This is a genomic window from Planomicrobium sp. YIM 101495, assembly GCF_009707665.1.
Taxonomy (GTDB): Bacteria; Bacillota; Bacilli; order Bacillales_A; family Planococcaceae; genus Planococcus.
The window spans coordinates 1792220-1815962 of sequence record NZ_WLZW01000001.1 but is presented as its reverse complement, the minus strand read 5'-3'; the positions used below and the strand labels follow the sequence as shown (position 1 = coordinate 1815962).

Annotated in this window: 15 protein-coding genes and 1 riboswitch; of the genes, 11 read left to right on the top strand and 4 right to left on the bottom strand. The window is 49.3% G+C overall.

Annotation, left to right across the window (positions count from 1 at the left end; translation table 11 throughout):
- Positions 1–159: 159 nt before the first annotated feature.
- The 10 genes from GIW82_RS08795 to GIW82_RS08750 all read left to right on the top strand — a co-directional run bounded on the left by GIW82_RS08795 (position 160) and on the right by GIW82_RS08750 (position 11906).
- Positions 160–2163 (top strand): dienelactone hydrolase family protein, encoded by a 2004-nt coding sequence (locus GIW82_RS08795; protein WP_230309283.1) that lies wholly within the window; start codon positions 160–162, stop codon positions 2161–2163.
- 80 nt (positions 2164–2243) lie between these two features.
- Entirely contained in the window at positions 2244–3749 is a 1506-nt protein-coding gene (glpK, locus tag GIW82_RS08790) for a glycerol kinase GlpK (RefSeq protein WP_154749456.1), read from the top strand.
- Between the two features lie 162 nt (positions 3750–3911).
- Positions 3912–5564 carry a glycerol-3-phosphate dehydrogenase/oxidase gene (locus GIW82_RS08785; protein WP_154749455.1) on the top strand — a complete coding sequence of 551 codons (1653 nt, stop codon included), beginning with the start codon at positions 3912–3914 and terminating at the stop codon, positions 5562–5564.
- Positions 5565–5646: 82 nt separating this feature from the next.
- Positions 5647–5750: riboswitch (TPP riboswitch) on the top strand.
- Between the two features lie 88 nt (positions 5751–5838).
- A complete protein-coding gene (tenA, locus tag GIW82_RS08780) occupies positions 5839–6522 on the top strand; it encodes a thiaminase II (RefSeq protein WP_154749454.1) in 684 nt (227 codons plus the stop codon).
- On the top strand, positions 6515–7312 hold the full coding sequence (gene thiM, locus GIW82_RS08775; protein ID WP_370456145.1) for a hydroxyethylthiazole kinase: 798 nt from the start codon (positions 6515–6517) through the stop codon (positions 7310–7312). Before tenA ends, thiM begins: the two co-directional genes overlap by 8 nt.
- Complete coding sequence (gene thiD / locus GIW82_RS08770; protein ID WP_154749452.1) at positions 7305–8132, top strand: bifunctional hydroxymethylpyrimidine kinase/phosphomethylpyrimidine kinase; 828 nt, start codon at positions 7305–7307, stop codon at positions 8130–8132. Before thiM ends, thiD begins: the two co-directional genes overlap by 8 nt.
- A complete protein-coding gene (gene thiE, locus GIW82_RS08765) occupies positions 8119–8769 on the top strand; it encodes a thiamine phosphate synthase (protein WP_154749451.1) in 651 nt (216 codons plus the stop codon). The genes thiD and thiE overlap by 14 nt, the downstream gene beginning before the upstream one ends.
- The gene (thiW, locus tag GIW82_RS08760; RefSeq protein ID WP_154749450.1) at positions 8766–9254 is read left to right on the top strand and encodes an energy coupling factor transporter S component ThiW; all 489 of its coding nucleotides are present in this window, start codon (positions 8766–8768) and stop codon (positions 9252–9254) included. Before thiE ends, thiW begins: the two co-directional genes overlap by 4 nt.
- A 219-nt stretch (positions 9255–9473) precedes the next feature.
- Positions 9474–10958 carry a malate dehydrogenase (quinone) gene (gene mqo / locus GIW82_RS08755; protein ID WP_154749449.1) on the top strand — a complete coding sequence of 495 codons (1485 nt, stop codon included), beginning with the start codon at positions 9474–9476 and terminating at the stop codon, positions 10956–10958.
- A 120-nt stretch (positions 10959–11078) separates the two neighbouring features.
- A complete protein-coding gene (locus GIW82_RS08750) occupies positions 11079–11906 on the top strand; it encodes a hypothetical protein (protein ID WP_230309282.1) in 828 nt (275 codons plus the stop codon).
- Between the two features lie 47 nt (positions 11907–11953).
- Here the strand turns inward: GIW82_RS08750 and GIW82_RS08745 are convergent, their stop codons facing one another.
- Together GIW82_RS08745 and GIW82_RS08740 are read right to left on the bottom strand one after the other, a co-directional pair.
- Positions 11954–12547 carry a class D sortase gene (locus GIW82_RS08745; protein ID WP_230309281.1) on the bottom strand — a complete coding sequence of 198 codons (594 nt, stop codon included), beginning with the start codon at positions 12545–12547 and terminating at the stop codon, positions 11954–11956.
- Positions 12548–12570: 23 nt separating this feature from the next.
- On the bottom strand, positions 12571–18468 hold the full coding sequence (locus tag GIW82_RS08740) for a SpaA isopeptide-forming pilin-related protein (protein WP_195913991.1): 5898 nt from the start codon (positions 18466–18468) through the stop codon (positions 12571–12573).
- A gap of 304 nt (positions 18469–18772) precedes the next feature.
- Here GIW82_RS08740 and GIW82_RS08735 point away from each other — a divergent pair, with 304 nt between their 5' ends.
- On the top strand, positions 18773–19909 hold the full coding sequence (locus GIW82_RS08735; protein WP_154749445.1) for a response regulator: 1137 nt from the start codon (positions 18773–18775) through the stop codon (positions 19907–19909).
- A 54-nt stretch (positions 19910–19963) separates the two neighbouring features.
- Here the strand turns inward: GIW82_RS08735 and GIW82_RS08730 are convergent, their stop codons facing one another.
- Positions 19964–23017 (bottom strand): hybrid sensor histidine kinase/response regulator, encoded by a 3054-nt coding sequence (locus GIW82_RS08730; RefSeq protein ID WP_154749444.1) that lies wholly within the window; start codon positions 23015–23017, stop codon positions 19964–19966.
- 155 nt (positions 23018–23172) lie between these two features.
- Positions 23173–23595, bottom strand: coding sequence for an organic hydroperoxide resistance protein (locus GIW82_RS08725; protein ID WP_154749443.1), 423 nt, complete (start codon positions 23593–23595; stop codon positions 23173–23175).
- Between the last annotated feature and the right edge of the window lie 148 nt (positions 23596–23743).

The following is a 23743-nucleotide window of genomic DNA, read 5'->3' as shown; positions in this document are numbered from 1 at the left end:
GAGACACATTGACTGCCCTGGCGGATGCCAGGCTGATTCGATGTGTCTATTTTTTTCTTGCGCGCATGTGCGTGAAGTCAAAGGGCGGTAACAAAGAGGAAGTCCGCCGGCTGCCGGATTGAAAACACTCAGGAAGAGAGGGAGAAGAAAATGCGAAAAATGAAAAAGTCGTTTGTGTTACTGGTTATATCACTTGCTCTTATTTTAGTGGGAAGCATCGCAGCATCCCATTTCAACCAGGCAGGCGGAAACGCAGACGTTTCACGGATTTATTTTGAAACGGAACGCGGAGAACTTTCCGGGCTTCTTTACAAGCCGGACGGTGCTGATGCAGAACCGAGGCCGGCAGTGATCGCGACCCACGGCTATTTGAACTCCGGGGAGATGCAGGATGCACAGGCGATCGAGATGGCGAAACGCGGCTATGTCGTCTTGGCGCTGGATATGTATGATCACGGTCATTCCACAGGCACGATGGAAAAACCGGTTCCGTTCTTCTCATTCTGGCCGCTCGCGATGTATGACGCGGTTCAGTATATGTATGAGCAGGATTTCGTTCTGAAAGATGAAGAGGGCAACGGGATGATCGCAGTTTCGGGTCATTCGATGGGAGGGTTCTCCTCCACACACGCTGTGATGCTCGATGAATTGGATTATGAACAATCGGGGATCCGTAAAATCCAAAGCTCCCTGACGATGGGGTCGGACTATCAGTGGCTGAAAACAATGGGCTACACGGATGAAGAAATCAATGTCGCATATGGTCCGCGGCCATCCGGAAAAATCGCCGGTGTGTATGATGAATTCTTCTTCAACGCAGAAGGGGCTGCCGGGCCGGTAGCGAAAAAGGACTACGTCAGCACGCCGGAAGGGCTCGGATTCCTAGGCGGCCTTGAAAGCGCCGAAGCGGGCACAGTTTATGAAGTGGACGGTGGACAGCGCGTCATTTACCAGCCAAAAGAAACACACCCGTGGAACCACTTCTCGAAAACGTCCACCGGCTATGCAATCGATTTTTATGACATGGCGTTTGCCGAACACGAGGGACTGATCCAAATCGGCGAAGATGATCAGACATGGATGTGGAAAGAGTGGTTCTCATTCGTTGCATTGATCGGCTTTTTCCTGCTGTTCATCCCGCTCATCGGGCTATTGACGAAACTGCCATTCTTCAATTGGGTCTACACATCCCGTCCGGAAGCATTCGATGCACCGAAAACGGACGGAGCAAGGCTGATCGGCTATATTTTATTGCTCGTCGGCGCACTGTATCCGGCCCTGTTCTTCACCGCCCTCTACAGCGGGGATGAAACAGGCATGCGGCTGCTCCGCCAGATCAGCATGATTTCCATCGGATTATCAGGATTCATCCTGATCGCCGGTCTTGTCAAAGGAGCCAGCCGTTCCGTCAAGCTCGGATCCGGTTTGATTCTTGCCCTCAGTATCGTACAATACGTCTTCCTGCGCGCGCAGGAGAGCTTCTTTGAAACGACGGAATGGATGGGCGGCGCGACCGTCAACCCGACCGTTTACTGGGCAATCAACGTGGCGATAGTGATGCTGATGATTTTGGTCGGCTATCATTTCGCTACAAGAAAGGCAGAAGGCGCAACGATTGCAACGTACGGTGTCAAAGCAGGCTTCAAGACGATTGTTTCTGCATTGGCAACAGCCGTCGTCGCAGTGGGAGTTGGATACGGTATCCTGTATTTAGTCGATGCTGTCTTCAACGTCGACTTCCGGCTTTGGACGTTTGCTGTCAAGACGTTCGAGGAGCAGCATTTCTGGGCGCTTCTGCGCTATGCACCGCTCTTCCTGATCTATTATTTCATCGTCGGACTGGCGGTCAATATGAATACGGCGAGCCGTGCATACGATGGCATCAAAGGCTATCTGGCCGCCATTCTGCACTTTATCGGAGGCTTGCTGCTGTATCTGGTTTACCATTACGGTCTGCTCTTCATCATCGGGACCGGCGGCTATCCAGCGGAATCCCTGTCCTCGATCATCGTCATCGGATTGGTGCCGGTGCTGTTGATTGCGGCAGTGTTCAACCGCTATTTCTACCGGAAAACAGGAAATATGTACCTGGGTGCTTTCTTGAACACGATTCTGTTTACAATGATCACCCTGGCGAATACAGTGCTCTACACAATCTTTTAAACGTTTAAAGAAAACAAGGGGCGGTAAGGCGGTCCCTTGTTTTTTCTTGGCTTTTCAGCCGTTCAGAAGGAGGAAATATTTTGGAACAATTCATATTGTCCCTCGATCAGGGGACAACAAGTACGCGTGCAATGCTTGTCAATCGGGGCGGCAGCGTTGTGAAAACTGCCCAGCAGGAATTCGAGCAGCATTTTCCTGAGCCGGGCTGGGTGGAGCATGATGCCCTGGAAATCTGGAATTCAGTGCTCGCCTGTATCGCGGAAGTGCTCAGAAAAGCACAGGTAGCGCCCGAGCAGATTGCAGGCATCGGAATCACGAACCAGCGAGAGACCGCAGTCGTCTGGAACAAAGAGACCGGTTTGCCGGTGCACCGGGCGATTGTCTGGCAATCCCGACAGACCGAAGCGATTTGTCAGCAACTGCGTGAAGAAGGACATGAAGAGATGGTGAAGACAAAAACCGGTCTGCTGCTCGATCCGTATTTCTCGGGCACGAAGATCAAATGGCTTCTGGACCATGTACCTGGTGCGCGTGCGCAGGCGGAAAACGGGGAGCTTCTCTTCGGGACGATGGACACATGGCTCCTCTACAAATTGTCAGGAGGGATGGCTCACATCACGGATTTCTCGAATGCTTCCCGCACATTGCTGTTCAATATCCACGAACTTCAATGGGATGCGGAGCTGTTGAAAATGCTCGATGTGCCGGAAAGCATGCTTCCGGAAGTGCGTTCTTCTTCTGAGGTTTATGCACATACAGACCATGCGCATTTTTTCGGTCTGGACGTGCCGATTGCGGGCATCGCGGGTGATCAGCAGGCGGCGTTATTCGGACAGGCCTGTTTTGAAGAAGGGATGGCGAAAACGACTTTCGGAACGGGGAGCTTCATGCTGATGAACACTGGTGAGAAAGCTGTGCAATCGGAACATGGCCTGCTCACGACCATTGCCTGGGGCCTGGACGGAAAAGTTGAGTATGCACTGGAAGGCAGCATCTTTGTTGCAGGATCCGCCATTCAATGGCTGCGGGACGGCTTGCGGATGATCAATCATGCGGAGGACAGTGAGCAATATGCCGAACGCGTCGAATCTGCTGAAGGACTTTACCTTGTTCCGGCGTTTGTCGGTCTTGGCACCCCATATTGGGACAGCGATGCCAGAGGGGCGATGTTCGGGTTGACGAGGGGCACGACGAAAGAACATTTCATCCGGGCGACCTTGGAGGCCCTTGCTTACCAGACGCGGGATGTGCTGGAGGCGATGGCCGCCGACTCCGGCATCGGCATTGCTTCGCTTCGTGTGGACGGCGGAGCGGTGAAGAATAATTTCCTCATGCAATTTCAAAGCGATATTCTCGGCGTTCCGGTCGACCGCCCGGACGAAGATGAGACAACGGCGCTCGGCGCGGCTTTTCTGGCGGGCTTGGCTGTCGGCTTCTGGGAAAAGAAAGAAGACATCGCCGCACAGTGGAGGATCGATCGTACGTTTACAGCAGAGATGGAAGAGGGCCGGCGCGAATCGCTCTATGACGGCTGGAAACGGGCAGTTTCCGCGACCCGGGAATACAAAATGCCCGTTGCCCACTGAGAATGCACAGCTTTAAAGAAGTCAGCCACTATGCTATAATGGGGACAAGTTAATAAATCGGACCGAGAATCAGAGAGACCGCAGCGCCTTGCTTCCAAATGGAAGTGGGGCAGCTTTGCGGTCTCTTTTTTTCGTTCTGCAAGAAGAAAGGAAGAGACGGAAATGTCATTTACGAATAAGGAACGTACAGCCCATGTGGCAAAGCTTGAAAAGGAGCATTTTGATCTGCTCGTTGTCGGAGGAGGCATCACGGGGGCAGGGATCGCTCTGGATGCAGCAGGGCGCGGACTGAAAGTTGCACTCGTCGAAATGCAGGACTTTGCAGCGGGAACTTCGAGCCGTTCCACAAAATTGGTGCACGGGGGCCTTCGTTACCTGAAGCAATTTGAAATCGGAGTGGTGGCGGAAGTCGGGAAGGAGCGGGCGATCGTTTATGAGAACGGACCGCACGTCACGACACCGGAATGGATGCTGCTGCCTTTTTACAAAGGAGGGACATTCGGACCGCTCACGACAAACATTGGCCTTCGCGTCTACGATTTTTTGGCAGGTGTCAAAAAGGGTGAACGCCGCCGGATGCTGTCAGCAGAACAGGCGCTCAAAAAGGAGCCGCTGCTGAAATCGGAAGGCATCAAGGGTGCAGGGCGTTACGTGGAGTATAAGACGGATGACGCCCGTCTGACGCTTGAGGTGATGAAAAAAGCGGTGGAGTGCGGAGCATTGGCCATCAATTATATGAAAGTCACAGAATTTCTTTATGAAGGCGGCAAAGTGATCGGTGCGAAGGTCCGGGACGAACTGGATCAAAGCGTGCATGAAGTGAGGGCAGCCAAAACAATCAATGCGGCCGGCCCGTGGGTGGATACGCTCCGGGAAGCGGACCACTCACGTAAAGGAAAGTCGCTTCAGCTAACAAAGGGCATTCACCTTGTTTTTGATAATACGCGATTCCCGCTGAAGCAGGCAGTGTATTTCGATACGCCGGATGGCCGGATGGTTTTTGCGATTCCAAGGGAAGGGAAAACCTATGTCGGTACGACTGATACCGTTTATAAAGGCGACATTGCGCGCCCGGTCGTGACTGCCCGGGACCGCGATTATGTGCTCGATGCAATCAACTTTATTTTTCCAGGAGTGAGGATGACAGCGGAAGACGTTGAATCCAGCTGGGCAGGGCTGCGTCCGCTCATTCACGAAGACGGCAAATCGCCTTCGGAAATCTCGCGTAAAGACGAAACGTTCCTGTCGGACACCGGGCTGTTGTCGATCGCCGGCGGGAAATTGACCGGCTACCGGAAGATGGCGGAAACCATTGTAGACCTCGTCGTTAAACAATTGGCGGATGAAACGGGCCGCATGTACCCAGCAAGCAGTACTAGATCGATGCCGCTTTCCGGCGGGGATACCGGAGGGTCCGCCGGGTTCCGAAAATTCAAATCTACGATGCTGGTGAAAGCGAAAGAGGCCGGAATCGATGAGCGACAAGCGAAATTTTTGATCCAGCGCTACGGCTCGAATGTGGAAACCGTCTTTTCTTATTATCAGGAAGCAGGGCTCTCAAGCTTAGGGAACCCATTCGTTTACGCGATGCTCCGTTATGCAATTGAGTATGAGGCTGCGTATAAACCGTCAGACTTCTTCATCCGGCGCACCGGTGCGCTGTTTTTCGCAATCGGCTGGGTTCGCCGTCACCAGCGGGCCGTCATCGACTTCATGGAGCAGGAGTTCGGCTGGACAGCAGAGCAGCGCGACGCATATGCAGCCGAACTGGAACAATCTATCCGTGAAGCTGCAGAGCCGCTCGGAAAAGAATAGTGAGCAGACAATTTAAGGAAGTAAAGAAACATTTTGAACTTTCCAATCCTGTGTGCTATAGTAGTCCCGACAAACGAATACCGCAAACCACTAGGGGAGCCGTGTACCGGCTGAGACAAGCAGAAGCTTGGACCCTTTGAACCTGATCTGGATCATACCAGCGGAGGAAAGTGGGCGAACGTGAGCATTTTCCCGTTTTTCTGCTGACCTCAATCGCCGCTTTCCTTTCCTGGAAAGCGGTGTTTTTATTTGCCTAAGAAAGGAGATAGGAAAGATGACATTTTGTGAAGAGGTAAGGACAGAGAACAACGGTTTATGGGAAGCGAGTTTCGATCATCCGTTCGTAAAAGGGATCGCGGATGGCACGCTGCCGCTCGATGTGTTCCGTTTTTATGTACTACAGGATTCCTATTACTTGACGCATTTTGCCAAAGTCCAGGCGCTTGGCGCGGTGAAGGCAACGGATTTGGAGACGACGAAGAGTTTTGCGCACCATGCCGGGCAGACGTGCGAGGCGGAACTCGCGCTGCACGCATCCTTCATGGAGCTGCTCGACGTGACGGAGGCGGATAAGAAGAATTTCGAGCCGTCTCCAAGCGCCTACGCCTACGTGTCGCACATGTACCGCGCGGCGGAAGGGGATTTGGCGGATGTTTTGGCGGCGATCTTGCCGTGCTACTGGCTGTACTGGGAGATCGGGGAGCGGCTGAAGGATGCGAAACCGGATCACCCGATTTATGACCGCTGGATCGGCACGTACGGTTCGGAATGGTTCGGAGAGCTTGTGAACGAACAGATCGGGCGGATGAACGAACTGGCGGACAAGCTGCCGCAAGAAAGGCGAAACGAGCTGAAAACGCATTTCCGGCGCAGCGTTTATTACGAATGGCATTTCTGGCAGCAGGCGTGGACGATGGAAAGCTGGGACGTTGCAACTTCGAATAAGGCAGGTGTTTGATGTGCTGGGAGAAGTACGGGAAAAGGGCCCGATCATCCACTGCATCACGAACCACGTCGTCTCGAATTTCCAGGCGAACGGCCTCCTCGCACTCGGCGCATCGCCGATCATGGGAGATGCCATCGAAGAAACGGAAGCGTTGACATCCATCGCCGGTGCATTGTCGTTGAATATCGGGACACTCACACAGCGTTCACGCGATTCCATGCTGAAGTCGGGAGGAGCTGCGAATGAAGCAGGGATCCCGGTCGTACTCGATCCGGTCGGCGCGGGCGCGACGCCGTTTCGCCTGGCGACGGTCCGTCAGCTTTTGGAGGAAATCGAGATCGCGCTGCTCCGGTGCAATGCGGGAGAGCTTGCAGCCATCGCAGGAGCGGAATGGCAAGCGAAAGGCGTCGATGCAGGAGACGGCGCAGCAAATATCGAAGAGCTCGCGATTGAAACGGCGCGGCGCTACGGATTGATCGTTGCGGTAACGGGTGAAATTGACATCGTCACGGACGGGGAAACTGTGGAACGAATTCCGTACGGCAGCAGCGCCATGAGTGCGGTAACCGGAATGGGCTGTCTGCTCAGCAGTGTAGCCGCTGCTTTTCTCGCCGTTTCGCCAAAACCTTCTGTCGCTGCTGTTGCCGAAGCATCGCGGTTTTATGCAATTGCAGGAGAACGGGCTGCGGAGCGGTCGCGAGGGCCAGGCAGTCTGCAGCAGCACTTTCTCGATGAGCTCGCTTGTTTGACGGAGACGGACATGGCAGAACGAGTACGTATGGAGGTGGCGCAACATGACTAAGCAAGTATTGACGATCGCTGGTTCGGATTCCGGCGGAGGAGCGGGCATCCAGGCAGATATTAAGACATTCCAGGAACTCGGTGTTTATTCAGCTTCTGTTCTGACGGCAGTGACGGCCCAAAACACGCTGGGGGTGCACGGCGTTTTCCCGATGAGCCGGGATGCGGTCCGGCAACAGATCGATGCAATCGGGGACGATTTTGAAATTGCTGCTCTGAAGACAGGCATGCTGTTTGACGCGGAGCTGATTGAAGAAACAGCGGAAGGCATTCAGCGTTACGGATGGCAAAATATTGTCACCGACCCGGTCATGATTGCCAAAGGCGGCGCCTCCCTCCTTCAGCATGAAGCGGTGGAAGCGATGCAAAAGTATTTGTTGCCGCTTGCGAAAGTGGTCACGCCGAACATTCCGGAAGCGGAAGTATTGAGTGGGATGGTAATTCATGATGCAGTCTCCAGACAAAAGGCGGCGGAACGCATTCTGGTCTTTGGAGCTGAGGGAGTAGTGATCAAAGGCGGCCACGGGACTTCCCCGGATTTCTCTGAAGACTTTTATTTGGATAGAAATGGTGAATCACTCCTACTTCGTTCCGCGCGCCTCAAAACGATCCAGACGCACGGCACCGGTTGCACGTTCTCAGCGGCACTGGCGGCAGAATTAGCGAAGGGTGAGGCGGTCGAAATGGCACTCCATACCGCTAAACAATTTATTCAGGCAGCACTCGCGCATCCGCTGAATATCGGCGGCGGACATGGCCCGACGAATCATAGCGCGTTTCGGAACGCCGAAGAGAGGGAGGAAGTATATGTTGTTCGATAAGCCGTCCCTCTATTTCATCATGGGAACTGAAAACTGCGGAGGAAAAGAGCCGCTCGTGCTGCTCGGGGAAGCGCTGGAAGGCGGAATCGATTGGTTCCAGCTGCGCGAGAAAGGAAATGGCGCATTAACAGATAGCGCACTTGAGACATTCGCGAAGGAGTGCCAAGCACTATGCCAGGCTTACAGCGTGCCATTTATTATCAACGACGACGTTGAACTCGCTTGCCGAATCGATGCGGACGGTGTACACGTTGGCCAGGACGATATGAATTGTGCGGAAGTAAGGCGGAGAATCGGAGAAGACAAGATTCTTGGTGTTTCTGTCCATTCTGTTGTGGAAGCGGAGCGGGCGAAAGTTGCTGGAGCGGGCTATGTCGGAATGGGGCCGGTCTACGGCACACAAACAAAAAGTGATGCAAAAAAGCCTGCTGGGACAGAAGGGATCCGGTCGGTCAGCCTGCAGTATCCGGAACTTCCGATTGTCGGAATCGGCGGAATTACGCCAGAAAATGCTGGAGCGGTATGGGAGGCAGGCGCCTCATCTGTCGCCGTGATTTCCTCTTTGGCACAAGCTGATAACATAAAAGGACAGATCCAGCGATTCAGACTTTCATGTAAAGGAGGCGCTCCTGTATGACAACGAAAAGAATGGTCTTGATCGCCATGTTTACTGCCATCGCTGTAGCCGGTTCAGTTTTTATTTATTTCCCTGCAGGTGTCGCGCGCGCTTATCCGATCCAGCACGCTGTCAATGTGTTGGCAGCGGTGCTATTCGGGCCGGGGCCGGCAGTACTGATCGCATTTCTGACAGCAGCTGTGCGTGTACTGACTGGAACCGGCTCGCTGCTTGCGTTTCCAGGGGGCATGATCGGCGCATTTTTCGCGGGCGTTTTATATCTGAAGTTCGGCAAGGTATGGCTTGCAGGAGCCGGGGAAGTAATCGGCACCGGGATTATTGCCTCTCTTGTTGCGGTTCCTTATGCGCGTATCTTGATGGGTACCGAAGCGGGTGCTTTGTTCTTCATGCCGGCTTTTCTCGTTTCGAGCATCAGCGGAGCCATACTTGGTGCAGTGCTCGTTCACCGGCTTGTGAATTCGAAAGCAACGAAACTGCTGTACTGATTCTTTGCCAAATGAAAAGAAAGACACGGATCGCGTTGCGGTTCATGTCTTTCTTTTTTTCTGAGAACAGGTTTTGTCCTTCCGATTATTTCTATTCGGGCCAATCGAAATGTTCAACCCAACTTTGCGAATTGTGATAAACTAGTTAAAGAATGTATTGACAAAATAAGAGGCGCAAGGATAGCTTTGCAAATCTTAAAATAAGGATGGTTATGGATCATGAAAAACAGTACAGATGTTATTTTGATTGGCGCAGGCATCATGAGCGCTACGCTCGGCACCATGCTGAAAGAAGTGGCTCCGGACTGGAATATCAAAGTATTCGAGAAACTGGGCGCAGCAGGAGAAGAGAGCTCGAATGAGTGGAACAACGCAGGTACTGGTCACGCAGCACTTTGCGAATTGAACTACACAAGCGAAAATGCGGACGGATCGATCGACATGACGAAAGCGATCAATGTCAACGAGCAGTTTCAAGTATCGCTGCAATTCTGGTCGTATCTCGTCAAGAATAATTTACTTCGGAACCCGCAGGATTTCATCATGGCTTTGCCACATATGAGCATGGTGAAAGGTGAGGACAATGTCGACTTCCTGAAACGACGCTACGAAGCGATGTCGCAAAACCCTTTGTTCGATACGATGGAGTTCTCGGATGATGCGGAAAAACTGAAAGAGTGGATCCCGCTCATCATGGAAGAACGCAACCCACAAGAAGCGATCGCTGCAACGAAAATCGATGCAGGAACAGATGTCAACTTCGGTGCTTTGACACGTATGCTATTCAAGCACCTTGAAGAGCAGCAAGTCGATGTCCGCTACAACCACGCCGTTGAAGACTTGAAACGTACGAGCGAAGGCGATTGGGAAGTGAAAGTGCGCAGCAACGACAAGATCGAGACGCATACGGCGAAATTCGTCTTCCTGGGCGGCGGTGGCGGTAGCTTCCATCTTCTTCAGAAGACAGGCATCCCGGAAAGCAAACACCTTGGCGGATTCCCGATCAGCGGCTTGTTCATGGTCTGCAAAAACCCGGAAGTCGTTGAGAAGCATTACGCGAAAGTATACGGAAAAGCGGCTGTCGGTGCACCACCGATGTCGGTTCCACACTTGGACACACGCTTCATCGATAACAAACGTTCACTGTTGTTCGGTCCGTTTGCGGGCTTCTCACCGAAGTTCTTGAAAACAGGCTCGTTGCTTGATTTGTTCACTTCGATCAAGCCGAACAATTTGACGACGCTTCTTGCAGGCGGCGCCAAAAACATTCCATTGACGTCTTACCTCGTCCAGCAATTGATGCTGTCAAAAGACAAGCGCATGCAGGAGCTGCGCGAGTTCATCCCGAACGCGAAGAGCGAAGACTGGGAAATGCTCGTGGCTGGTCAACGTGTACAAGTCATTAAGGATACGGAAAAAGGCGGCAAAGGGACACTTCAATTCGGTACGGAAGTGGTCGCGGCAGCTGATGGTTCGGTTGCGGCACTTCTTGGTGCTTCACCAGGTGCTTCTACAGCCGTTACAGCGATGCTTGATGTCATGAACCGCTGCTTCCCTGATCAAGTGGGAGAGTGGGAGCCGAAGCTGAAGGAAATGATTCCTTCCCTTGGTATGTCACTGATGGAAAATCCGGAGATGCTGAAAGAAGTACAAGTATCTACTGGTGAAATTTTGGAGCTGGATAAAAAAACATTCCAATCTTAATCGCAATCACCTGGAACTCCCTACTGAAAAGATGGGAGTTCTTTTTTTGTGGAACCTACGAATCTTTAAAACGTAAAATTAGATAAAGAACTGATTGGGCAGGTGAGAAAAATGGATATAATGGATTTATATTTCAAGCGTTATAGGGGAAGTGCGGAAGCGAAAGATTATATAGCTTGGGCAACCGGCAATCTGTATAAATTTTCGCGCAATGTAAAGGTGCTTGCAGGAATGTCGCTGACAAATCACCACAATCTTTTCGAAATCGAAGAGATATTTCAAAAGGCGATGCAGGAGTTGGGGCTGCAAACTCCTGCTGAATTGGATTGTGTGCATCATTATGTGAAAAAGCTTCATATGGAATTACTGTATTCAGGAGAAAATGCGATTTCGGTAGTCAGAGAGATTTACCAAACGGCAATTACATACGAGTTATCCGACCTTCAGGAAGAGTGGCAGGAATTGAGTGATGCGACGGATGATTATTTGGATGGAGATAATAGCCATGCGTATACGAAAGAGAGCCTCCAACATTGGATTGTAGCGGATGCAAGGAAACGCTGGCAACTCCATATACATCCGCTCTGTTTCGATGTGTTCATTGAACAGAAGATTGTCTCGGTCGATACATCGGGACAACTTACGCTTGAATTTGAACGCGGGTTTTTGACAATAGAATGCCCATGGCGTATCCGGAACGCGGAGATGATTTTGCTTGGCGAAACAGATATAAAATCCAACGCAGTCGCTTTGGAAGATGCTAAGGAGTTGTTAGTAGGAAAACAGATCAAGCAAGTGTTGCTGCTGGACCACTGCCCGCTATTGATTGTGCAAGCGGATGATGTATTTCTTGATTTGTTCCATGCAAGTTCCTATTTTGACGGATGGACAATCGGAGATGAAGAGGAACTTTACTTGTTTTCAATGCATGGAGGAAGTATAACGTAAAAAAAGCCCGTACAAGCACATTTCTGTGCGTGTACGGGCTTTTGGTCTTAGCTATCAATGACTTCCTGCAGCTCTCCTGTAACAGCGATACGCTGCTTTCCAGAGGGGGTGCACGTGATCAAGGTGATTTCAGTCCGGTCTGGTGTGTCATTGAGCACGTGGACATCGGTTTCAGCGATGACGGCAGCTCCGGAGATGACGTAGACATACGTTTTGCCTCCAGCGTGCAGTCGTATTTCTTCACCCGCTTCGACTTGGTCCAGCTTGCTGAAATGTCTGCCGTCCCGGTAGCCACGATGCCCGGCAATCGTGAAATTGCCGGCGCCGGGCTGTTGGTGTTCTTTGATCTGGGTCAAGGCGATGTTCAAGTTTTCTTCCGTCGTCTCGCTTAAGACGAATTGCTTGAGGGAGATGGACGGAATTTCAAGCTCCATCACTTGTTCCAGTTCCTGCACGGTAAAACCGTTTTGTGCAACTACTTCTTTAGAAGTTTCGCCGTCCTGCGCATCAGCGACAAGCGAGAGTGCTTCCTCCAGGGCTGTTACATCCTGGTGATGATGCCACTCGATCCACAGAGGAGTGGCCAAGCAAAGGAGTCCTGTAGCCAAGAGCAGCCAGCCGAGTATTCGTTTCACTTTCATCATCAGCACTCCTTCTCACATCCTTAGTTTTTCGTGTGATCAGCAGTCAGTAGTCTTCTCGCAGCGAAGAGGAGAACGAATCCTAAGATCATTAGGAACGGCACATGTTCTTCACCTGTTTGCGGCAGTTTCTCTGCATCTGTTTGTTGTTTTACAGGTTGTTTCGGATTTTCGACTTTGCCTGCTGAAGGCTTGTCGGCTTTATCTTTTCCTGTATCTGGTGTAACACCGGACACATCAGGCGTTTTTGGTGTTTCAGGTGTTACTGGCGTTACAGGTTCAGTTGGCTGTTCAGGATCAACTGGCGTTTCCGGTTCAGTTGGCTGTTCAGGATCAACTGGCGTTTCCGGCTCAGTTGGCTGTTCAGGATCAACTGGCGTTTCCGGTTCAGTCGGTTTCTCTGGATCTACTGGTGTTTCAGGATCAGTCGGTTTCTCTGGATCAACTGGCGTTACAGGGTCCGTAGGTTTCTCTGGATCAACCGGTGTTTCAGGATCAGTTGGTTTCTCAGGGTCAACCGGCGTTTCAGGATCAGTTGGTTTTTCAGGATCAACTGGTTTTTCTGGGTCAGTTGGCTTTTCTGGGTCAACTGGTTTTTCAGGATCAGTTGGTTTCTCAGGGTCAACCGGCTTTTCAGGGTCCGTAGGTTTCTCAGGATCTACTGGTACTTCAGGGTCGGTCGGTGGTACTGGAATTTCCGGTTTGTCCGGGAATTCCGGGATGAAGCGGCGGTTCGTTTTCGTCACTTCGAGCGTTTCTGTTTGGCCTAATACGATTTCGAAATCGACTGGCGTACGGTCCAGACGGTATCTGGAAGGAGCTTTAGTTTCGATGAATTGATACTTTCCTGGAAGCAATTCGTCGACAAAGATTTTTCCTTCGCTATCGGTGACGAGTCTTTCTTGAAGCACATTTCCTTGTGCGTCGAGCAATTTGAAGACAGCGCCGGCAAGGACACGTTCTGGTCTATTGCTGTCGACTTTCAGAAGTTCCACTGCTCCTGGAATGATAACGTTTTGAGCTGTTAATTCTACAGCAGTTTCTTGTGCGATTTCGATTGTGAATGGAATTGGTGTGCTGTTCAATTCATAGCCGAATGGTGCTTCGACTTCGATGAATTGATAATTGCCGGGTTTCAATTCTGCTTTGATTTTTCCTTCTGCATCTGTTTCCATGCGTTCAACAAGGACATTTCCTTGCTCGTCCAAAAGCTGGAATACGGCTCCGGCAAGCGTGATGTCGCTGTCTCGGCTATCGACTTTGACAAGTTCCACAAAGCCGTTCGCCAATTCGTTCGTCACTTCAATTGTCAGCATTTCTGGCTGGTTGAAGGCTATTTCGAATGCAATCGGCTCGATGGATCGTGCGTAGCCGAATGGTGCTGCCGTTTCAACGAATTGATAAGCGCCAGGAGCAAGGCCGTCCACGACGAATTTACCTTCAGCGTTCGTCGTCAAACCTTCTTGAAGTGTATTGCCCTCTGCATCCTGTAATTCGAATACAGCGCCTTCCAAGACAAGCGCTGTATCTTCAGCAGCTACTTTCGTCAATTCGACACTGCCTGGTTTCATTTCGTTCCAAGCGTTGATTGTTACTGTTTTGATTTCAGCGACCGTGCGTGTAGGCTCGATCGTGAAGCTGTATGGCGTTGCATCGAGTACATATCCTGTAGGTGCAGCAGTCTCGACAAGCTGGTACGAGCCCGGCTTCAAGTCTGTTACCGTCAGGACGCCTGAAGCATCTGTGACCAAGTTTGTTTCAAGTGCATTGCCTTCTGCATCCTGTAATTCGAAGATGGCACCAGCAAGCACATTCGCCGCGTTGTTTGTCTCAGCTTTTGTCAATTCGACAGAACCAGTGATCAACGCGTTCGGTGCATTCACTTTCGTGATTTGTGCAGTTGTTCCATTTTCGATCGTGAAAGCGAAAGGCTCTGCAGCCAGCTGATAGAAGGCCGGTGCTTTCGTTTCCACTAATTGATAAGCGCCAGGGCGCAAATTGTTGATGGCTAATTTGCCTTGTTCGTTTGTTGTGAGTCCGGATTGAATGACTGTTCCTTCAGCTGTCTGCAATTCGAACACTGCGCCTTCAAGAAGGGCGCTGTCATCTGCATCCGTTTTCGTCAATTCGACGCCGCCTTTGATGATGCGGTTTTTCACTAGTACTTTCAGGATTTCATTTTGTGCATCCACGATTGTGAAAGGAATCGGAGCAGCATCCAAATGATAGCCGAACGGCGCTGCTGTTTCGACGAATCGGTAATCGCCAGGCGTCAAGCCGCTAATGGTGATTTTCCCGTTTTCATCTGTTGTCAGATCCGCTAGAATCACTTTGCCGCTGGCGTCCTGCAGGTCGAATACAGCACCTTGCAAGCCGAGAAGCGGAATGTCAAAGTCTTCTTTCGTCAATTCGACGCCGCCTTTGACTCGGAAGTTCTTGACCGGATCCAGTTTCAGCATTTCCAATTGTTTCTCGCCGATCGTGAATGGAATCGGTGTATTGTCGAGTGCATAACCGAACGGTGCTGTAATTTCGACGAATTGATAATCTCCTGGTGCAAGACCTTCGATGTAGATTTGGCCTTGTGCATCCGTTTTGTGAAGGCTGCGCAATTCAGGAGTCCCACTTGTTGTTTCATAAAGGGAGAATTGTGCTCCTGCCAATTTCTTGGCCGACTCTTCACCGTCGACTTTCTCCAATTGAACTGCGTGGATCAGTTTGCTGTTTGTAATTGTAACTGCATTGCCTGATTCTTCGCTGTTATCTTTTTCATAACCGTTATCGATTGTGATAGCAGTCGTTTTGCCTTCGTTCAAATAACCGGATGGTGCGGATGTTTCGACCAGATTGTATTCACCGAACAGCAATCGTTCGAATTGAATCGTCCCGTCAGCACCAGTCGTGCCGGTTTTCACTGTGATGCCGCTGTCTGGATCTTTCAGCTCGAATGTTGCACCTGAAAGAACGTTACCAGTCGTTTTGTCTGTTTTCGTGATAAGCAGGCCGCCGAGTTCGCCGGTTGCTTCTCCCATTCCTTGTGTACGTCTGACTTCAACACTTTTCGTTGTTTCTGTTTTATCTTCTCTTAGATTCTGTCCGTCGAGCTTCACATCATTGGAGATGGAAGTAGGAGCTTTCAGAATGAATGACTGATACTCAAGGATATAAGGCTTATTGATCGTTTCCTTGAATGCAATGGTGAACGAAGATGGTGCCTCTTCTGAGACAGCAAGTGTATAATCCGTTCCTTCTGTCAGTAAAGCGCCTTTCGTCACTTGACCGCCCGTTCCGATCGTTGTAGCGTACAGGCGGATCGTGTCAGCCAACACTTCCTGATTGGCATCTGGTGTATCCGTCAGTGTCGCATTTTGGATTGTTGCCTGAGCAAAGTTGATGTTGACTGCCCAGTTCAGGATTTTACCGTTCTGCGCGCCAGTTTTTGTTGCATAACCGCCGCCATGAGGGATGTCGACTGACGCTTCAAGCGCCGTTTCAGCAGTGCCTCCGCTCGTCAACGTAGCAGTGTTTTTGTACGTGCTTTCCACGTACGGAAGATCTTTCAAGCTTGTGTTGTAGGAAATCATATACGGCTTTGTCAAAGTGTTTTTGAATTCGACGATGAACTTCGAATCGGAAACCCAGCTGACCGAGTAATCCGTTCCAGGCGTCAATTCTTTCACTTCTGTACCGTTCGCACCGCCGGTAAGGCTCATTTCATAAACGGCAAGCGTGTCTTTCAGGAATTTCTGATTGCTTGCGATTTCATCTTCAACTTGTGCTTTCTCTAGCGTCTTCAAGTTGTAGTTGATGCCGACTTTCCATGTGATTTCTTTCGTCACTGCATTATAAGAGCCGTTCTTGAAACCGTTGGATTGTGTGTAATTGTCAGGTGTGAAGTTGCTGACGGCTTTCTTTTCTTTCTGCTCACCGTCTGCGTTCACCCAAGTGAGTGTCGCGTCGTTTTGCAGATAGTTGAGTGAGCGGTTATCGCGCGCTTCGTAGTTGAAGGCTGTCTTGTACGTGATCTTATGTTCACGTGTAATGGTCTTCAGGAAGCGGATATCAAAGCCGTTGTTGCCAGTCGCTTCGACGACGTAATCTGTTCCAGCAGTCAAGCCTGAGATTTTCAGGCTATCTGGCAGGAACGTGAGACCACCGTTCGTGAAGACGTCTTTCAAGACCAAGTTGTTCATTTCCTGTCTGTCATTATTGAAGTTGATTTCCCAATTGACCGTTTTGTCTTTGTAGTTGGGACTGTTGTTTGTTTTAGATAAAATCTGCTGGGAAATATTGCGCGTTCCAGTTGATTTGTATGATTCGCTTGTTACGACGTTAGTGATTTTGCCATCTTCAAAAACACGTTCATTCGCAGTTGTTTTGTACGTGATTTTGTAAGCGGAATCGATTGTACCATTGAATTGCAGGGTAAAACCGTTTTTGCCGTCTTTCGTGATCGGCACGATGCTGTAGTCATTGACGGTTTCACCGCTGCCGACTTCTTTGCCGTTTGCATCAATGCTGATTTTTTTCACGACGAACGTGTCTAAGAGCACATCTTGGGAAGCATCAAACAAGTCAGTCAGGATCGCATCGGATGGGCTGACTGTTCGCTGGTTGTAATTGTATTTGATTTCCCAGCCGATTGTTTGCGTGCGATTGTCATAATTGATTGATGTCTTTTGAAGCGGTTCGCCGCGGCCGACTGTGACAGTCGCGGAAGCTGTTGCATCTTTTTTGCCGTCAGCTTTCAATGTGGCGTTATTGATCAGGTTCTTGGCAGAGTCATTCGTGATATCTACCGTGAACACCACCCGGTAAGCGGAATCGATTTCATTTTTGAACGCAATCGAAAAGTCCGGCTCGCTGATTGTGTAATCATTCGGATTCACAAGTGCACCGAGTGTTGTCGAGCCGTCCATGTTGGTGATCAAGTGATACATTTTGATCGATCCATCTTGCAGAGCCTGGTCGCTCGGTAAGATATCTTCCAGTACTGCATTCGAAAGTGTTTGCATGGACTTGTTGAAATCCACTGTCCAATCGATCGTTTCCGCGTTGTAGGCACGGTTCGGTGTTCCTTTTTTCGAGATATCAGGACCGCCGGGATTGAAATTCAGCGGGATTACGATGCTTGCTCCTCCAGCAATCGGTGTGATGACGATCGTTCTGTCTTCATTGATGATGGTTTCCCGTTTTAATTGGGACCAGATGGAGAAATTCCCGCTAATATTAGAGTTTTCTTCAATGAATTTCGTGAACGTAAGTGTAGCGGTGCCATCCATGCTTACATCCAGATAAGCGACTGTTTCATTATTCTTTTTAAGTGGTAATTTCTCGATCTTTTCATATACATTCAGCTCTTTCGGAAGCTGGAATGAGAATGTCGATCCATCCGCATAGCCATGTCCGTTCGGCAAATTGAAAGTGTAATGAAGGTTGACAATTGAATTGAGGTCGGCGCCTTCGAGTTCATCGCCTGCTTCGTTTTCAATTGTAATCGTCGCGGCAGTCAAGATGTTCTCGGCAATGACTGAAGCTGCTTGTGGTTCTTCCTCTTCAGCAATGTCTTCTTCGACGATTTCTTCTTCCAATTGTTCCTCTTCAACTGGCTCTTCAGCTTCTTCTTCCAATGGTGCTTCTTCAGCAGGAGGAGCTTCTGTTTCAGGAAGTTCTGTTCCGTTATCTTCTACAGGCTGTTCACCGACAGCCGGCTGTTCTTCCGGTGCTGTCTCGATGATTTCTTTCGGTTCCAAAGAGGCTTCGGTTTCGGTATTTTCCATAGTCTCATCCGAAGCAGGGGCGGTTGACGTTTCTTCTGTCAGCAGAATCGTTTCATCTGTAGGCTGTTCCGGCTCAGCCGCATTCGCTGATGCGAGTGGCATAAAGAACAGATCTGCGACCAAAAGCAAACACATTAACATAGCAAATAATCTTTTCATTGTTTCCTCCATCTTCTTTTTTAATCAGTGATGAATGTTCTTCTTTTTACGGCTCGGTTTAAATGAATAAGAATCTTTTCCTCCTTTTAGGTAATTAAACGAGTCGAAAGTTTAGACGACAGGCATCCTTTTTACTTTTTATATAAAACACGCGTGCAAGGAGACCTATTTTTCCATCGTAGAATAGGTTAAAGTATTCATCTGTACAAAAACTATACAGAAAACGTATAGTCCTTTTAAAAGCGGCGTTTCCATGGGATAATTGCTTTAAGGAGCTGAGAAGTTCATGAGAGCGATGATTGTAGATGATGAGAAATTAGCGGTGGATTATTTGGGAAGACTTTTAACAAAGCTTTCGGATGTCTCCGTGATCGGAACATTTACTGACCCCCGTCAAGCTTTGAAAGAGGCAATGGTGCAGAAGCCGGATCTATTGTTTCTGGATATTGAAATGCCTGGAATCAAAGGGGTGGATCTGGCGGAAAAACTGAAGCAGGTCTTGCCCTCTGTTTCTATCATTTTCGTAACAGCCTACCCTGAATTTGCCGTAAGAGCATTTGCACTGAATGCAGCGGATTATCTGGTCAAACCGGTTCGGCTTGAACGCCTTCAGGAAAGTTTATCGCGCCTAAAAGATAAGCATCCCATCGCAGAAGCCACTTCTTTTATCAAGATCTGTACAAGCCATTCCATCTCATTTCTGGAGGTTGAAGCTGGCAAGGAAAAAATATTGCAGACAAAATGGAGAACTTCCAAAGTTCATAGTGTTTTCGCCTATTTGCTTCAGCACCGGGATAAACCGGTAAGAAAGGACGTCTTACTGGAAGAGTTCTGGCGGGACATGCCGCCTGAAAAAGGGTATGTTCAATTGTACAGCGCGATTTATCAGATCAGGAAAACTTGTGCTGGCGCTGGAGCGGATATCAAAATCATCAATCGGGAAAATAATTACCAATTATTAACGAATGATGCGGTAGTGGATGTGGAAGAGTGGGAGGAAGAATTAAAAGAGCTGCCTGTCCTAGCAAATTCTTCGATAGCTGTTCATCACCGGCTAGTCGCTGGATATCCCGCTCATTATTTAAGTGATGAAGATCAGCTATGGGCCGATAGAGAGAGGGAACGGCTGGATTTATTGTGGTCTCACCACGCAAAAAAAGTAGCGGATTTCTTGATAAAGGAAAACCTGCTGGTCGAGGCAGTTTCCATCTTCCTCCTGCTTCAGTCGTACTTTCCATACCTCGAAGAAAATTATCTGAAGCTGATGGAGTTATATGGACAGCTCGGGGATCACCATTCTGTAGAACGTCAATACACACAGCTGAAAAAGATGTTGAAAGAGGAATATGAGATGGAGCCAACGCTGGAAATCCAATCCTTATATCAGGCATACCGGACATCCCTTGAAATAAAAAAGAAATAAGATGCAAATAAGCGTCCTTCCCGACAGATGGGAGAGACGCTTATTTGTTTTAGTTTAATCGAGAAGAGTGACCGGGCGGATCTTGAAAGAGATGGTGGTTCCTTTACCAAGAATGCTGTCGATTTTCAGACCTTCTCCGTATATTTGCTTGAGGCGGGAGTCCGTATTGAAAATGCCGATTCCTGCACTTTCGCTCTGCTTGCCGCTGAGCAATATCTCGACTTTTTCTTCCGGTATCCCGACACCATCGTCGCTGATCGCAATTTCGGTCCATGACTCCATATGCCGTATGCTGATTTTCAGCTGACCGCCCTCAACGCGGGAAAGGATGCCATGGCGTAAGGAATTTTCTACCAAGGTCTGAATCGACAACGGAGGAATTTGAATGCCATGGCTATCTCCCAATTCCCAAACAACCTGGATCCGGTCGCCGAATCGTTCCTTTTCAATGTATAAATAGGAGCGGACAAGGTCCAGTTCATGTTCGAGCGGCACAAGACGGTGAAGGCTTTCCAGATTGAAGCTTCGCTGCAGGTAATTTCCGAAATGCTCAAGAAGGCTGACCATGCGTGATGGTTCAGTTTCACTGAGTGCAGCGATTGTATGCAGCGTGTTGAACAGGAAATGCGGCTTGATCTGTGCAATCATGAGCGCACTTTCTGTTCGGATTTTCTCCTCACGCGTTCGTTTCAAAGATGCAAGTGCATTGACGCGGATCTGCAGTTCGAGCCGTTGAAACGGCTTCGAAATATAATCGTTCGCTCCTGAAAGGTAGCCGTGATATATATCCTGCAGCCGGTCTTTGGCTGTCAATTGCAGGATCGGAAGCTCAAGGAGAGAATATTTCTCACGGATGATGCGCGTCAATTGGTAGCCTGAGACTTTTGGCAGAAGTACGTTGATGACGGCAAGGTCCCACTCGTATTCGCTCAGTCGTTCCAATGCTTCATCTGAATCGCCTGCTGTAATCACTTCATAGTCACTTTCCGAAAGGATGCCGGTTATGACCCTCATGCTCACCGGGTCGTCCTCGACCAGTAGAATACGCGGGCGGAAAGTGAGGCCTTCTGCTTTTTGCAGGCTTTGCTGCAATTCGTAAGCAGCCGTGACTGGAGCTGCAATAGAAGTGCTTTTGCCTGCAGGAAAAGTATCGCGCGCCGGGGAAGTGTCATCTGTTCCGCCCGGCGGCAGTGTGAGTGTGAAAACTGAGCCTTCAGTCAGCTTGGAAGAAGCGGTCAGCGTGCCGCCATGCAGTTCAGCCAATTGCCGGGAGATGGCAAGACCGAGGCCGAAACCGAAGCCATTAGCATCTTGTGTCTGATTGAATGGCAGGAATATCCGGGTAACTGTTTCCGCATCCATTCCGTTTCCGGTGTCAATGATTTGAATGATGGCATTTCCGTTTTCATTCACAGCACGGATCATGATGGAGCCATTCTCTGTATACTTCACGGCGTTGTCGATCAAATTGTATAGGATTTGGAGCAGCCGATTTTCATCTGCTTCGATATAAAGGAGCTCAGGAGAGATGTCCATGCTCACCTTGATTTTTTTGTGCTGAATCTGAATGGATAAAAGATCAAGAATCCCTGAAATGATTTTTTCGAGGTTCAATTTTCTTTTTTTCAATTGGAACTGGCTTTCTGTGATCCAGGCCATGTCGACAAGTGAATTGATGGTCATCGCTGCTTGTTGTCCGACGGCGAGCACCATGGACAAATCATCTTTCGCCTGATCCGATAACCGCTCCTGTTCCTGCTGAGCGGTTTTATGGGTCAAATTCATGATGCTGTAAAGCGGATTTTTCAATTCATAGGCGGTCCGGGAAAGAAACTGTTCTTTGGATGTTAATTCTTCTTGTAATTGCATCGCGGTAATCTTGTATTCATGCGCGATCCGTGTGAAAAGGAAAAAGAGGAAAATCGATAGAAACAGGAACGCCGCCAGAATATCGAACGGATAATAAGGCAGTTCGACAGCACTCCTTGATTTATAGATGCCCCATAAATAGCTGGATATCGCACTGATGGCTGCCAGCATGAGAAAAATCACTTCTTTGCGCTCTTGAAGTGTCCGCCCCATCAGCCCTGCCGCCAACAGGAAAAATGCGCAGAGGATGAAGAACGTAAATAAACCGACCTGTGCCGTCAAATGGATTGGCATGGCGAGAATGGCAATGGCTGCTGCATACAGAAGCCATTTGCAGATTTTCAATAACCGATGATCGCGATATTCCTTAAAAAAATCTTGGATGAACAAGAGAAGAAAAATCCCTACACTGATATAGCAGATGAATAAACTTTTGACAGCCCAGACATACTCAAGCGGAATCCATTCAAGCAACAGCCGGTCATCGTCCAATACAGTGGCAAAACCGAGGGAAAACGTCGCCAAGGAGAAATAAAGGAAATGCTTCTGTCTGCGCCTGTAAAGAAAGAATCCCAAGGCATACAAAGCTGCCAGCATGGCAACGGTGAAGACCAGTAATTGGGTCGCTGTATTACGGTTCGCAGCTGCATCGAGCGACGCTTCACTCCCGAAAGAAATCGATTTGAGAATGCCGGTATGGCGTGGAAGCTTTGTTTCACCGACCAAGATCACGATGTCCACCAGCTGATCTTCCGGAATTGGAAAAGAGGCTCCGTGACTGAAAAAAGAAGGATCCATGATTTTTTCGGAAGACGAATCGTCCAGGTTATCGAGCAGTAATCGTCCATTTATATACAAGGCGAAATTGTCCATACGGGAAGGAATCTTTACTTGGCGCACCTTTTGGACTTGCTGTTCCGGCATCTGGATGGACAAACGGTAAGTTCCGGCACCATGTCCGAATTTTTCAAGAGCATCAGAAGAAGCAGGTAAGGTGAGAAATTCTGGCGCAGAAGCTGTCTTCTCTCCCGGCGGATTCAATTCGCCAGGGAAGAATTCCCATTCGCCATCCAGCAAGAGCTTTGGATGATCCGTGAAATCCCAATTGCTCAAATCGAGCTTGCCATTTTCCGCCTCTATTCCATGATCTGTGACCGAGTTCCATAACCAAGGGAGCCGTATCGCCAGCAGAAGAAGGGGAAGAAGCAATAAAATCAAAAGAATATGGCGGTTAGACAAAATCTTTTCTCCTTTCGCGAGCTAAATGATATATAGGATAACATGATTTGAGAGAAACTGAGAAGAGGGAGAGCGGTTTTCAGATAATCGGGAGCACATAAAAAAACGTTCTGGGACAGCCGGTGACCGGCGTTCCAGAACGTTTTCCGTTTTGCTTAAAGAGCTTCCAGCGTCACTTCGATATTGCCTCTTGTCGCTTTGGAGTATGGGCAAAAATCATGTGCTTTTTTAAGCAGTTCTTCCAATGTGCTTTTTTCGACGCCTGTTCCTTTTACTTGAAGCCGTACAGCGAGTTTAAAGCCGCCGTCCGCTTCGTCTTTCAGGAAATCGACGTTTGCCGTTGTTTCGGATTCAAATGACACACCGTCTTTTTTCGCAACCAACTGGAGAGCACCGTCAAAACAAGATGCATAGCCTGCTGCAAAAAGCTTCTCTGGCGTCGTACCAGCTTCCAGCTCTTTTGCTCTTGGTGTGCCGGGCATCGCCGTATCGAAATCGATTACACCATCCGAGGAACGTACATGACCTTCTCTTCCACTTGCCGCTGTTGCGGCTTCTGTAAACATTGCATCTGCCATTCACTTTCATCTCCTTCTGATAGTTGTAGCTTCGTCTCATCTTCTATACCCTGAACGTCCCAAGTTTAAGCATGACGAGGAAGTAAAAAGGAAATTTATTTGAAAAAGAGAAGCGAAGAAGATTTCATTTTGAAAGAAAACAAAGAAG